Genomic DNA, 14,440 nt, shown 5'->3' on the forward strand with positions numbered 1-14,440 from the left:
AGAGAGGAGATGGCTGCTGAAACGATCTTAATTGTTGATGATGATGAAGACATACAAGAAATTCAAAAGATTTATTTGAAAAAAGAAGGATTTCATCTCTTATTTGCGCATGATGGACAAACTGCCATTACATTGGTCAAAAACAAGAATCCCCACCTTATTATATTGGATGTTGGTCTGCCCGATATAGACGGCTTTGAAGTATGCCAGCATTTACGCCGGATCACGAAGGTTCCAATTCTTTTTTTGAGCGGCAGGGAAAATGATGTCGATCAAATTCTTGGCCATCGAATTGGCGGAGATGACTATATGATCAAACCGTTTCGTCCTGGCATTTTAATCGCTAAAGTCAAAGCACATTTACGGCGTTACCGTGAATTATCTAGTCAGAACGAATCACTAGCCGCTCCTTCAGAGCAAACGATCATCCATTTTGGAGACATTGTTATCGAGAAGGAAAACTGTGTCGTCAAAAAGAAAGGAGTTCCTCTTGCCTTGTCGACAAAAGAATTTTTATTGCTGTGCTTGTTGGCGGATCATCCGAATCGGGTATTCAGCCTGGAAGAAATTTTCGACCGTGTATGGGGAGAACAGAGTCTTGGCGATTATCGAACGGTGATGGTTCATATCAGTAACCTGCGCAAAAAGATTGAGGAAAACCCGGCCAAGCCGGCTTGGATACTGACCGTCAGAGGACTAGGCTACAAATTTAGTCTTTAACAGCTTTCAGATCTTGTTTGAGAAAGCAGCGAACCTCCTCTGTTGTGAGCCCTAACTTTTTTGCCTCCATAAGCAGCTGCAGCCAGTCTTCTAACGGTTTCGCTGATTCCATTTGCCCTATGCCTCTGCAAATTTTTTTCATATTTACCTCCGCCCCATTATTTTACAACACAACTAAATTATAGAGGGAAAAGTTAAAGTTTAGTTAAAGTTCGACTAAAGCTTTCTTTAAGTAAAGAGGGGAGTAAACATGAAAAATCCACTTCAGATACCTGGATTTCAATTGATCGATGTTGAAACGGAAAACGCCAGCAGCTTATTTTATAAAGCGTACGCCGTTGACACCGGTAAACATGTGTTAATCAAAGTAATGAAAACGAACGCTTCTTCTGTTGAAGAAAGGGCCTCGGCCATTCATGAATTCCATATGAGCCGCCAATTGACTGGCGACAGTACGCTTCGTCCCCTTCAGACCGTTCATTATTTGAACAAGGACTATTTTGTCTATGAGTATTTTTCAAGCATCACCTTAGAAGAACTTCTGCAGCAGCCGGTCTCTATTTACGATGGGCTGAAAATTGCCAAAAACATAGCCACTGCGCTGTTCACTCTTCATCAGCAGCAGCTCATTCATCAAAGCATAAACCCGGAAAACTTGTTGTTATCAAGACGTTCGCATGCTGTGAAAATCACAGGGCTCAACCATTCAACCGTTTTAAAACAGGAGCACTATGAAGCGGTGACACGCCTGGATCGGGCAACTAGCCGCCATTGGCCGTATATGTCCCCTGAACAAACCGGCCGAATGAACCGTTCCGTTGATTACCGAACGGATTTTTACTCGCTCGGCATCACCTTTTACCAATTATTCACTGGAACAGTCCCGTTTCAGCACCAAGAACCTATGCAGCTGGTTCATGCTCATTTAGCGAAAACACCCAAGCAGCCTTCAGCCCTTAGAAAAGACCTGCCTTCGCAGATTTCGGCTATTATCATGAAGCTGCTGGCCAAATCCCCAGAGGCCCGATATAAGAGCGCTTGGGGTGTTCGGGAAGACTTAAGTGCCTGTCTCAGCCAATATTATGTAGTAGGCCGCATCGAAGAATTTCCCCTTGGATTGCACGATGATCTGAGCGTTTTTACCACCGCCCACAAAATTTATGGGCGGGAACATGAAGCGAAACAAATGGAAGACATTTTCTCTCATGTGAGCAGCGGAAGTCCCGGCATTGTATTCATACCTGGACAAGCTGGCATTGGCAAGACGGCCCTCGTCCATGAAATCCATAAGCCGCTCATCAAAGAGAAAGGCTATTTCATATCAGGAAAATTCGATCCAATGCAAAGACAAGTTCCTTTTTCCTCAATTATATCGGCTTTTCAGTCATTAATTAGACAAATCACAGCGGAAACGCCTCAGCAAATTCAAACATGGAAGGAGAAGCTCGAAAAGGAGCTTTCTATCCATGCCGCTGTTCTAGCTTCGATCCTCCCGGAGCTTAAATGGCTGCTTGGTGAACGTCAGACGATAAAGGAACAGGAGCATATAGATATTCAGAAAAATTTCCCATTAGTGATGAAGAAATTCATTGAGATCTTCGCTGCAAAGGAGCATCCGCTCGTCATGTTTCTTGACGACCTGCAGTGGGCGGACATCGCCTCACTGGAACTGCTGGAATATCTGCTCACCCGGGTAAATATTCCGTATTTTATGGTAATAGGAGCTTTCCGTGATAACGAGGTGAATGAGCCTCACCCTCTGCAGAAAACGATTCGGACATTAAAAAAAGAAGCCGTTCACTATGTTGAAATTCCCTTGACCACCCTTCCTAGACAGACGATTTATGAATGGCTGATGGAATCGTTCATGGATGAGGGCCCGCACATAAAGGAATTATCGATATTTATGCATCGGATCACGCAAGGAAACCCTTTTTACACAAAGCAGCTGCTGCAATCGTATTACGAGGATGGCTATATTATGCTGCAGCCTGAAAAACGAAAGTGGACGATCGCATACGAAGCGATTACTGAAAATCCGGTGAAAGGTGGCATTATTAGCTTTCTGGTTAACAGAATCCACCTGCTTCCTGAAGCGACTCAGCATATTTTAAAGCTGGCGGCTTGTATTGGAAACTTCTTCGATCTAGAAACATTAGCGATGATTTCAAAAAAAACAAAGAAGGAAGCCGCAAGCGACTTATGGATGGCACTGGAAGCCGGGCTGATTCTGCCGAACGATCAATGGTACAAATGGGGATACTTGAAGGAGGAGAAGTCCCCTGCCTACACCTTTCTTCACGACCGTGTCCAGCAAGCTGTTTATTCAACGATGACCAGAGAAGAGCAAGAAAAAGCACATGTAACAATTGGGAATTTCCTTGTGCACTGTTCCAAAGGAATCGAAGACCATTTGTTTACGGTTGTTCATCACTTGAATAGAAGCATCAGGCATTTAACTGAGGAAGAAATGATTCAGCTGGCCAACTGGAATGTCCAGGCTGGAGAAAAAGCCAAGGCTTCAGCGGCGTTTGCCGAAGCCTTGAAATATTTTCAAACAGCCGGCAGCTTAACAGGGCCCCTTTGGTCTGAAGAATACGAGCTTACCTTTCGAATGTTGAAAGGGCTCGGTGAATGCCAGTATGTCATGAGCCAATTCGCAGAAGCGGAAAGCACATTTGATCAGATTTTGCGGCATTCTCGTTCGCCGGCTGACAAGCTCGCGATTTACAATATGAAAATGAGGCTTTATACACATATGCATCGAGTGGAGGAAGCTGTTCAAGCCGGCATTGAAGGGCTTAAATTATTTGACATTGACCTTTCAAGGAAAATAACAAAATGGGATATTATCCGTGAGTTTTTGCTTGTGAAGCAAACTCTCTCCAAGAACGCCAAAGAAAAAATCCTTACACTTCCAAAGCTCACAGATAAAGATCGAATTAATGTTCTAGATACAATGATCACGATGAATTCCTCCAGCTATCATATCGATCAGCACTTAGCGACCTTGCTTATGCTGAAAGCTCTAAGGTACACATTAAAGTATGGGCTGACGGATATCAGTGCTTTAGTTGTCAATAACTATGCCTTGATACTTAGCGCCGGCTTCAGCGATTTTAAAGGAAGTCATGAATTTGGACAGCTGGCGCTCGAGCTTTCTGAACGGTTTAACCATTTAGGAATCAAAGGCCGTGTTCAATTCGTGTACGGAAGCTTTGTGCAGCATTGGCTGGGTCCAATCAGTGACAATCTCCTGTACCTTGAAAGATCTCAGCGGTATTGCCTTGATGCCGGCAATATCCACCTTGCCGGGGCAAACAGCTCGTTTATCGTGATTACCTTATTAATTAAAGGGACATCCCTGGATGAAGCCTTGGCCGGGGTGCAAAATCAAATTCAATTTATAGACCAAATTCAATATAAAGTATCTCGGGCTTTTTTATATGAAATCCGCGATTGGATTGAGTTTCTGAAAGGCCGTCAAACCAAGCCGCTTTGGGAGCTGGAAACCATCGTAGATGACGATTCAGCAAAGATTATTCATTACACGATCCGTCTGCAAATGGCCTATTTATTTGATAAGCGCGAATATGCCAGACAGCTGCTGGCTCTGCTTGTGCCGATGATTAATAAGCGGCTGACGCTTGTCATTGTTCCTGAATATTATTTTTATAACGCGCTCTGGCAGGCGCGCTTTTATGAAGAAGCAGAAGGGGTTTCTGAAAAAAAGAGAATATACAGGACATTGCAAAAGCATGCCCGCAAGTTAAAAAAGTGGGCGGATCTCTCCCCCAGCAATTATCGGCACAAATATTTGCTGTTAAAAGCTGAGATGCAGCGTTTAACATCTAAAAGAAGCCATCATGAGACCATTGCTTTGTATACGGATAGCATCCATTACGCCGAACAAAACGGCTTTACCCAGGACGCAGCGATTGCCTACGAATGTGCAGGCAATTATTTTGCCGGTGCCGGATTATCCGTCCTTGCCGATCCCTTTTTAAAAAATGCCTCTGAAGCATTCAAGAAATGGGGAGCTGCCGCGAAAGCACAGCAAATGGCAGAAGCCTGCGAAGAGCTGTCAGAGGAGAATTCGGCCGCCTCTCTGCCGCAGCACTCCTCGTTTGATGCCCACGCTGCGCTGGAGGTGACTCAAAGCATTTCAAAGGAAATCGTGCTGGAGAAACTATCAGCTAAGTTAATGCAGATTGCAATGGAATATGGCGGTGCTGACCGCGGCATGCTGCTGTACAGGCAGGAAGATGAATTTATACTTAGCGAGTATAAAAGCTTAGATGAATCACAAGGCAACTGGAACAAGCAGCAGCCAATAACCGGGACAGGCATTCTGTCTGATAAAATTGTCCAGTTTGCTTATGTAAGCAAAGAGCCCGTCGTGCTTGATCACGCGGCAGCGCTGGGGATGTTTACCGATGATCCTTATGTCCTTCGCCAAAAAACAAAGTCGCTTCTATGCCTGCCTATTTTAAATAAAGGAAAAGTCACAGGCATGCTCTACTTGGAAAATAATAAAGCCACTCATGCATTTACCCAAGAGAAAATTCAATTTCTTGCTTTCATTTCAACCCAAGCAGCGATCTCCATTGAAAATGCTGACCTTTATGAACAAATGGAAGCGACGGTGGAAAAACGGACAGCTGAACTGCATGAAGCAAACATTGATTTGGAAAAGCTGAATCAACAATTGGCGCAAGCCGAGGAATCAAGAAGGCACTTTATCGAAAACATCTCCCACGACCTGCGCGCTCCGCTGAGTTCGATTCGAGGATATATGGAAGCTATATCAGATGGGATGGTCTTAACAGAAGCGGAAAAAACCCGCTACTTACAAAAAGGGCTTGAGCGGGTAGATGAGCTGCACTCATTGATTCACAATCTATTCACGCTCTCACGATTAGAGTCCGGCCAGATGCCATTTAACATGGACTTTGTTTCTCTTCAGCAGTTCGCCGAGCGCCTCTATCGCAAATTTGAATATGAAATCAAGCAACAGGGGCTTTCTTTTACAGTAGTGAACCAATTTCAAAGTGAGGAAGAAGCCGATCCTCTCATTGAAATGGATGTGGAAAAGATGGAACAGGTATTCACCAACCTGCTGACTAATGCCCGCAACCATACGAAGTCCGGGGAAATTCGCCTTCTTTTTGAAAAAGTAAACGAAGGCAACGAAGTAATGATTCATATCCAGGATACAGGGAGCGGCATTCCTTCATCCGACCTCCCTTATATCTTTGATCGAAACTATACGAAGACAAGCTCTCGCTTAAACAAAAAAGGATATGGGCTCGGCCTGTCCATCTGCCAAGAAATTGTTACCTTTCATAAGGGACAAATCTGGGTAGAAAGTACAAAAGACAAGGGGACAACTTTTTTCATTACGCTGCCCCTCTTTCAATACGCCGCAGAATATAGCTAACCCCAGCTATCCTGCCGGCAGCTAATCCATGAATAAAGCACAGGTTAACTTCTGTGCTTTATTCATCCTCTAAGAGCAGCGTACAGGCTTTGCTGTTATGGAAACTTGCGGCCTTTTTTCCCTCCCCTTTTAATGAGGAGCGCAAAGAGAGCCGCGTCAGCTAAAGAACCGGCTGTAAATGACCAAGAAAAATAGTCAAAGGCCAAATAAACAAGCAACAGGCAAATCATATAGCCTGCCAAAAACCCCGTTAAATATTTGTTTATATTCATCCTATCTGCCTCCAGGCAAGCTCGCATAAGAGGGGGCGAAATTGGCCCATTATTGCAAGGGGCGGACAGCTGACTGATTCTCCGCCCTTTCCATGACGAAGCCGCATTCGACGGCCAGCTACATGTTGATCACTGAAGCTGTCCGCTTTTCTTTAGAGCCGAGCGCGATAAAGAACCAGCTGATGTTGACAGCCATCGCCAAGCTGCACACCCCTAATACGCCTATAAACTGTAAAGTTGTTCCGCTAACCATACCGGCTACTATCGCAACGACCAAAGTAAATAGAAAGCTAAGCAAGCCGAGCGCGCAACAAACGGCCATTACGTATTTCATCCATGCGAAGCCAGCCATATACATTGATAAAGGGACTATATAAAGAATGAATACTATCGCCATGGCCAGCCACATGCCCGGAGAGTTAAATTGATTGGCATTTCTCCCCCACTCTGATAACGGACTCAGCGAGCTGGCTGCTATCAACGCACAAAACAATGCAGCGGAAAGCAAAGTAGCTGCTGCTGTTTTCTTTTTATTTTCCATCGTTCTCCTCCCTCAGCTTCCTTCCTTTCATGCGAAAAGAAGGAGCTATCTCTTGTAAATATACGGATAATCAACCAAAAAGTTTCAAAATGTTGGGGAGTCCTTTGAAGCGGGGCAGGTTCTTCTTGTTTGTATGTGCAGCACCCTTTATGCAAGAAAGAGAGAACGAGCTGCAGACCCGTTCTCTCCATTGATCATTCAGGTGTTTTTTTCTTTAAAAATAAAACCATGTGCTCCTCATCCCAATATTGCCCATTCCATTTTAATGCTTGTTCCTCTAAGCCATATCGGCGGAATCCGAAAGAAGCATATAATGCCTTCGCAGCACGATTGGCAGATACCACAGTTAAGTGCAGCTGCTCCAGATCCAGTGACCGGGCTTGTTGAATCAGCTGCTGCAGCAGCCTCTTGCCAATCCCCCCGCCTCTTTCCCCTTGTGCTACATACATCGCAAAAACATTGCCCTTATGCCTTACCTTTAAAGGTTTTTCTGCTTGCAGCGTTCCTGTGCCGACAAGTTCCGCTCCTTTAAAGATGCCGTATGTATAGCTGCTTTCCCGCTGCAGTTTTTCTCTGTATTGCTGAAGGGAATCTGTTTGGCTGGATTCCTCCTCATACGTCATTAAAAAAGCTTCCGGACTGTGCTGCAAGGCTTGAAGCCGTAAGTTTCGATACCTTTCTGCATCAGCAGCAGTTAATAATCTGATCTCCATGTTCTCTTTCCCCCTTGAGTTTCTGATCCTTCGCTCATCTGAATAACAAAAACCTCCCCTTGCTGCAGACAGCTTCTATGAGTATATCGTATATACCCATAGAAGCTGTCTGCTTTGTCTGACACCTAGCTAAACATCCCCTTGGCGAACCAAGGGGATGGCGTTATTTTATGCAACAAGTCTTTATCCAGCAGCATGGGTATCTCCGGCAATCGATTGATCAATCAAGGCGGTTAAGGCAGCAATTCCTTTTGGCAACAGATGCACACCGTCCGCCGCAAAGTATTCCGGATGGTCAACCGCGGCGGAATACCAATCTACTAGCGTGACATTTTCATATTCTTGCGCTTTCTTTGCTAACGTTCGGTTGACTTTTCCTTCCCATGGCCGCGGAACGCGTGTGTTGACTAAGTAAATATGGGCTTTTGAAAAACTGCTCAGCAATGTATCAATTTGATGATCGGTGAAGTAGCCATTCGTCCCCAGCTGAATAATCACAGCCTTATCCGGACGGTTAAACGAGGCATACCCGGATGCCAGTTTCGCTGCTTGCGAGACTTGCCGGCCAATCTTCGCATCAATGGTCATATCAGAATAGCGTTCTTGCAAACTAGAGGCGATATCGATTGTAACAGAATCGCCAATCGCCAGTATTTCGGTATAGGAGGCATCAGCCGGTGCGTCACCTTCCTCCTGCGGCGCTTCTATCTCTTCATCTTCAGGTGTCTGTTCTTCTTTGCTATGAGATGCGTCCCCCTGTGCCGGCAGACTTTCCTGTTTGCCGCCGTCGATTTTGACCTCCGTTGGATGGGACTGTTTTGTTTCCTGCTGCTCGTCATCTGCGACTGCGCCAGCGATACCGGCAGCAAATATTAGAACAGCCAGAGGAATAAGAATCGTCGATACCTTGCCAATCGGGGGAGAGTTTCTCCACTTTAAGGCACTGATCGCCAGATGCTTTTGGAAAAATGGCCGGAATCCATGCTTGCGAATCGGCATTTCAATCAAGCGATAGGAAAATTCAGCTATGATTAATATCAGGATAAGCTGCAAGCCTATTCGCCAGTACACCGGATTTCCGATTTCATGCACCGGCGTTCCTAACACAATCACCGGATAATGCCAAAGATAAATGCCGTAGGATCTTGAGCCGATCCATCGAAGAGGCTTCCAGGACAGCCATTTCCCCAGCAAGCTGGCCGGGTGGCAAATGCAAGCAACCAGAACGGCGGCGTTAAGCCCGATCAGCAGCATGCCCCCTCTATATAAGAACGTTTGATATTCATCTATGAAAACGGCACAAAGCAGAAAAATGCCAAAAGCAATCAAACTAGTCATATTGAGTGTCTTCACAAGTTCAGGGGACAGCCGGTTGGACGAGAGCCGGTTCATAGGCCAAACGAGAGCCAGCCAGGCGCCAATCAACAATTCAAAGGAACGCGTGTCGGTGCCATAATAGACGCGGCTAGGATCAGCTCCCGGCTGATACAGCACCCCCATTAAAACGGCTGAGCATAGGGCTCCGAGAAAAACGAATAGCGAAAACCTTTGCCGCCCTTTAAATATGTACAAGCCGGCGGCCAGCACCAGCGGCCAAACAATATAAAACTGCTCCTCAATCGCCAGCGACCATAAATTTTTTAAAGGCGATGGAGAGCCAAAGCTGTCAAAGTAGGAAACTTCATGAAAAATAAACCACCAATTACTTGCATAAAAAATAGAGGCAACGGCATCTCCGCGCACCGTGTCCAAAAGCTCCTGATGAAACAGCATCACCCAAATGAACGTAAGGATAATCATGAAATAAGCAGCTGGAAGCAAGCGGCGAATCCGGCCCATCCAAAATTCCCGTAAATCGAATGTCCATTCTTCTCCCTTTGCCGGTAAAATGGTGGATGTGATTAAATAGCCGGACAAAACGAAAAAGATATCCACTCCGAGAAAGCCGCCCTTTGCCCAGCTGAAGTTAAGGTGGTACGCAATAACAGCTAGCACAGCTAATGCTCGAAGGCCGTCTAACCCGGGGACGTACCGGTGTTTTTGTGTCTTGCCTAACATAAAAAATTCCTCCAATTGCCACTTCTTTAAGATGATACTTGAAATTTCCCCTGCAGGTACAGTTATAATCTTGCTCTATTAAACTTTCCATCAATATCCGTCTAAGGGGCGAACGCCCCTCTCGTTAATAGACGTATCTAGCCTATCATTTAGTTTCATAAAAGAAAAAAATTTTCATCTTTTGGGGTCTCTGTTAAAGAGTATGTACATTTTGCTGCAGGCAGACGCTTTCCTCAGGAAGCAGCCTTTCGTTCCCTTGAGACGCCAGCATGAACTAACAGCAGCGCTTTTTTAAAAAAAGAAACAAACTCTTCTGTGCCTTCAGCCGTCTATTTTTTGAAGAGCCTAACCTGCATGTATAGCTGTGATAAGTCCACGGAAAGGAGGGAAGACTCTTTTTCTTTTTGTTCTGTTCCCGTTCCATCGAATCGGTACAATATCAAACGCCCTTTCCTCTAGCTGACAAGAAGAAAGGGCCACTTATTTTGGTCTGATGCAAAGCTATTTTGTGAATGCCGTTGTTTTAGCGGATATACCGCTCACCGACAAGCAGATCGGAAATGACAGCCGTCGGGATAATAAATTCTACAGGCCCCATGTATCCAGGGGCTGCCTCATATTCATCGAAGGAGATGACGAGCTTGTGATCTTGATTAATATAGAATGGCTGATCCGGGCTGATTTGTGTAAAAGGCTCTATCTCATTCTCACTCACCCAGTAGATCTTATTAGGATCGGCGGCCATTTGCTGTTTCATTTGCTCTTTAATATTTTCGCTAATGACCGGCACATATTGGCCATTTTTGAATAAGCCCTTTAACGTGATCAACACTTCATTTTCTTTGTCGATCGTCACATACCGGTTTTGAATATAGCCGGAAGCTTGAGTTCTTTGGATCGTCCGGCGAACGGACAAAATCTCCGGTGACTCTGTTACCTTTTCATACTCGCTGTTCATTGAAAAATGTCCGTTTTCAGCGGCAGCTGACTTCGCAAACTCTTCATAAAGCTTTTGGCTTTCTTCCACGTATTTTTGATTTAAGTTGTCTTCGAGCGCTTGATTATCGAGACCGGTAATCGCCGGGGTTTTGACATCAATGCTGGCATTGCCCTTCTCTTCTTTAAATTCATTAAAGGTAACTACTTCTACCAGTTCTTTGACTAAAGGGATTTTGGACATAGCCTGAGCCGCTTCCGGACTGAAATTGACAGTAGCTGTAAATAGCAAGGCAGCAGCAGCAACACTTGCCGGCCATACCGGACGCGTTTTCTTCTTCGGCTTTTCCTGAAGAGCTTGGGCAACAATCCTATCCAATTCTTTTGGAATCGGTATATCTTTATAGTCTTTTCTTAACATTTCTAATCGCTTATCCATTATAATAGGTCCTCCTTGGCGATTTCAATTCTCAGCAACTTTAATCCCCGATACAGGCGCGTTTTGACGGTGCTAATGTTTTCTTCTTCGATTTCTGCAATTTCTTCTAGTTTCAAATCTTCGAAAAAACGGAGAATAAGAATCGTTTTATATTGGATCGGCAAGGCGTCCAGGGCATTCTGAAGATCCAGATCTTCATAGTCATCCTCTTTTCCGCTGCTCAAAAAATCGATGGTTTGATGGTCGGCCACCGTTAACCTCTTCTGCTTCCTTAGAAAATCAATCGCCGTGCGCACAACAATTTTATAAAACCAGCTCTTTATGGACTGAAGCTCCTTCACTCCCTCCATAGATACAAGAGCTTTTTTTATCGATTCCTGCACAATATCCAGTGCGTCTTGTTGATTTTTCACATAACTAAACGCTAAGCGATAAAAATCTTCTTTGTGATCGGTCATACAAGTAACAAATAATTCATGTGCCTCTCTTTTATTCATTGCTTCAAAGAGCTCCTTTTCAAAAATACAATTTATCTGCCGTTACATAGGATAGACGGGCTAGCCTGAAGAAAAGTTTGCTTCACCGAAAAATTTATATAGAGGATTTACAAATGTCTGCTCCAAAAGCTGCGAATCCTTCACTGCATTGCTAGTTTTCATTCGGAATGCCCGCGCGCGTTCCCTATTAAAGGAAGCTCTGGCATAAGCGCAGCCTGTAAATACCGGGTTGTCATTTCTAATGATTTACTGTACTATGTAAAATAATTGAAAATACTGCTTACATGGTAAAAGCCTTGACAAGGACATGAGTTATTTTTACGGCTTTCAGAGAGGGAAGGATCAGCTGCAACCTTCCTAGCTTAGGAAAATAATTTACCGCCTTTGAGCTGCATTGGGGAACTAAAGTATCCAATGCCGTTTGCTGCGTTACAGCACCAGAGCCATAAGCGTATTGTTTGCTTATGGAAACTTGGGTGGAACCACGGGTTAAACACACTCGTCCCTTCTTTAGGGATGAGTGTGTTTTTATTTTTTCACTGTAAATATTGATTGCGATGATAAGGACATGAATCATTTTTACGGCTTTCAGAGAGGGAAGGATCAGCTGCGACCTTCCTAGCTTAGGAAAATGATTTACCGCCTTTGAGCTGCATTGGGGAACTAAAGTATCCAATGCCGTTTGCTGCGTTACAGCACCAGAGCCATAAGTGTATTGTTTGCTTATGGAAACTTGGGTGGAACCACGGGTTAAGCGCACTCGTCCCTTCTTCAGGGATGAGTGCGCTTTTTTTATCTTTCTATTACTTTAAAGGAGTGTCAACGATATGGACAAAAAAAAGATCAATATTCAATTCCCGGATGGACAGATAAAGAGCTTCGCCCCAGGCACTACAGTCGAAGAGATTGCGGGGTCAATCAGCTCCAGCCTGAAGAAAGAAGCTGTTGCCGGAAAGCTAAATGAACAACTGGTGGATTTAAGCTGCAAGGTTGAAGCAGATGCCAGCCTTTCTATCTTAACTTTAAACTCGGAGGAAGGATTGCATATGTTAAGGCATTCGTCCGCTCATGTCTTGGCGCAAGCGCTCAAAAGAATTTACGGGAACGTGCAATTAGGGATAGGCCCGGTGATTGAAGATGGATTTTACTACGATGTCAAATTGGATCATCACCTCACTTCCAATGATTTGCTCGCTATTGAAAAAGAAATGAAAAAAATCGTCGGCGAGAATTTAAAGATTCAACGTATAGAAGTGTCTTATGAAGAAGCTGAAAAACTGTTTACAGAAAAGAACGAGCAGTTTAAATTGGAAATCCTTCAAGATCTCCCTCCAAGTGAAACGATTACCCTTTACCAGCAAGGAGAATTTATTGATTTGTGCCGTGGTCCTCACCTTCCATCAACAGGTTGGATCAAAGCTTTTAAATTAACGCGTGTATCAGGTGCTTATTGGCGAGGCGACAATCAAAATGAAGTTCTCCAGCGGGTATATGGAGTTTCCTTTAAAAAGCAAAAAGACCTGACTGACTATCTGCACTTCTTGGAAGAAGCAGCCAAAAGAGATCACCGAAAGTTAGGAAAACAGCTGGAGCTATTTATGTTTTCCGAGGAAGCTCCCGGCATGCCGTTTTACTTGCCAAAGGGGCAGACGATTCGAAATGAGTTAGAAAGGTTTTCCCGGGAGCTTCAAAGCCAGGCGGCTTATGAAGAGGTTCGCACGCCATTTATGATGAATCAGCAGCTATGGGAAGAATCCGGTCATTGGGATCATTACCATGAGAACATGTATTTTACTGAGGTGGAGCACAAAAAATTTGCATTAAAACCAATGAACTGTCCCGGCCATATGCTGATTTTTAAAAACAGCCTTTATTCCTACCGGGATTTGCCTGTTCGAATGGCAGAGTTTGGCCAAGTTCATCGCCATGAATACAGCGGCGCTTTAAATGGAATGCTCAGGGTCCGTACATTTTGCCAAGACGATGCCCATATCTTTGTTCGGGAGGATCAAATTGAAAGTGAAATCAAGAAAGTATTTGATTTAATTGATCGCGTCTACCGTACGTTCGGATTTGATTATTCAGTGGAGCTTTCCACTCGTCCAGAGGATTCGTTAGGCAATGACGCCTTCTGGGAGGTTTCTGAAGGAGCGTTGAAAAACGTGCTAAGAGATTTAAATGTCGATTATTCCTTAAACGAAGGGGACGGAGCTTTTTACGGCCCTAAAATTGACTTTCATATTAAAGATGCGTTGAAACGGAGTCACCAATGCGCAACCATTCAGCTTGATTTTCAAATGCCGGAAAAGTTTGATTTGACATATATCAACGAAAGGAATGAAAAGGTCCGGCCCGTTGTGATTCACCGCGCTATTTTCGGGTCAATCGACCGCTTCTTCGGGATCTTAATCGAACATTTTGCCGGTGCTTTCCCTGTATGGCTTGCACCGATTCAAGCCCAAATTATTCCGGTTTCACAAGTCCACCTAGACTACTGTTTAAAAATCGAAGCCGAATTGAAGCAATTCGGTGTAAGGGTAAAAATAGATAAAAGCGATGAAAAAATGGGATATAAAATAAGAAAAGCACAGATGCAAAAAATCCCGTACATTCTAGTGCTGGGAGATAAAGAAATGGACGAAGGAGCCGTTAACGTCAGAAGATACGGCGCTCAGCAATCAGAAAGTGTTTTATTTAAAGACTTTAAAGAGAAAGTGTGGCGCCAAATTACAGAGCGCAGTGATGAACCAAGGCAATAGAAGCTCAAAGCATCGCAAAAGCCGATCGCTACTAAAAGAGATCGGCTTTTGCGCTCAGAATTTAA

General features: G+C 44.3%; 10 protein-coding genes and 2 other annotated features. Of the genes, 3 read left to right on the forward strand and 7 right to left on the reverse strand.

Annotation, left to right across the window (positions count from 1 at the left end; all coding sequences use genetic code 11):
• The first annotated feature begins 9 nt into the window (after positions 1-9).
• Positions 10-720 (forward strand): response regulator transcription factor, encoded by a 711-nt coding sequence (locus B1A98_RS14865; protein ID WP_063383982.1) that lies wholly within the window; start codon positions 10-12, stop codon positions 718-720.
• On the opposite strand, the gene sinI is transcribed toward B1A98_RS14865, so the two are convergent.
• Entirely contained in the window at positions 710-862 is a 153-nt protein-coding gene (gene sinI / locus B1A98_RS20215) for a DNA-binding anti-repressor SinI (RefSeq protein WP_231560092.1), read from the reverse strand. The genes B1A98_RS14865 and sinI overlap by 11 nt on opposite strands.
• A 108-nt stretch (positions 863-970) precedes the next feature.
• Between sinI and B1A98_RS14870 the strand changes: the two genes are divergently transcribed.
• Positions 971-6,160: an ATP-binding sensor histidine kinase gene (locus tag B1A98_RS14870; RefSeq protein ID WP_063383983.1), complete on the forward strand. Its 5,190-nt coding sequence runs from the start codon at positions 971-973 to the stop codon at positions 6,158-6,160.
• Between the two features lie 95 nt (positions 6,161-6,255).
• Here B1A98_RS14870 and B1A98_RS20530 read toward each other — a convergent pair whose 3' ends face one another.
• The 6 genes from B1A98_RS20530 to B1A98_RS14895 all read right to left on the reverse strand — a co-directional run bounded on the left by B1A98_RS20530 (position 6,256) and on the right by B1A98_RS14895 (position 11,616).
• Complete coding sequence (locus B1A98_RS20530) at positions 6,256-6,432, reverse strand: hypothetical protein (RefSeq protein WP_156487241.1); 177 nt, start codon at positions 6,430-6,432, stop codon at positions 6,256-6,258.
• 118 nt (positions 6,433-6,550) lie between these two features.
• Positions 6,551-6,973: a DUF5391 family protein gene (locus B1A98_RS14875; protein ID WP_041098419.1), complete on the reverse strand. Its 423-nt coding sequence runs from the start codon at positions 6,971-6,973 to the stop codon at positions 6,551-6,553.
• Positions 6,974-7,167: 194 nt separating this feature from the next.
• On the reverse strand, positions 7,168-7,686 hold the full coding sequence (locus B1A98_RS14880) for a GNAT family N-acetyltransferase (protein WP_041098417.1): 519 nt from the start codon (positions 7,684-7,686) through the stop codon (positions 7,168-7,170).
• A 183-nt stretch (positions 7,687-7,869) separates the two neighbouring features.
• Entirely contained in the window at positions 7,870-9,744 is a 1,875-nt protein-coding gene (locus B1A98_RS14885) for an acyltransferase family protein (protein ID WP_063383984.1), read from the reverse strand.
• A 523-nt stretch (positions 9,745-10,267) separates the two neighbouring features.
• The gene (gene rsiV / locus B1A98_RS14890; protein ID WP_041098413.1) at positions 10,268-11,119 is read right to left on the reverse strand and encodes an anti-sigma-V factor RsiV; all 852 of its coding nucleotides are present in this window, start codon (positions 11,117-11,119) and stop codon (positions 10,268-10,270) included.
• Positions 11,119-11,616 carry an RNA polymerase sigma factor gene (locus B1A98_RS14895; protein ID WP_041098411.1) on the reverse strand — a complete coding sequence of 166 codons (498 nt, stop codon included), beginning with the start codon at positions 11,614-11,616 and terminating at the stop codon, positions 11,119-11,121. The genes rsiV and B1A98_RS14895 overlap by 1 nt, the downstream gene beginning before the upstream one ends.
• A 287-nt stretch (positions 11,617-11,903) precedes the next feature.
• Positions 11,904-12,126: a binding site (T-box leader), on the forward strand.
• 38 nt (positions 12,127-12,164) lie between these two features.
• Positions 12,165-12,387 (forward strand) — a binding site (T-box leader).
• Between the two features lie 56 nt (positions 12,388-12,443).
• On the opposite strand from B1A98_RS14895, the gene thrS reads away from it, so the two are divergent.
• Complete coding sequence (gene thrS / locus B1A98_RS14905) at positions 12,444-14,375, forward strand: threonine--tRNA ligase (protein WP_063383985.1); 1,932 nt, start codon at positions 12,444-12,446, stop codon at positions 14,373-14,375.
• Positions 14,376-14,440: the final 65 nt, after the last annotated feature.

It is taken from the genome of Pseudobacillus badius (assembly GCF_002189605.1).
GTDB lineage: Bacteria > Bacillota > Bacilli > Bacillales > Domibacillaceae > Pseudobacillus > Pseudobacillus badius.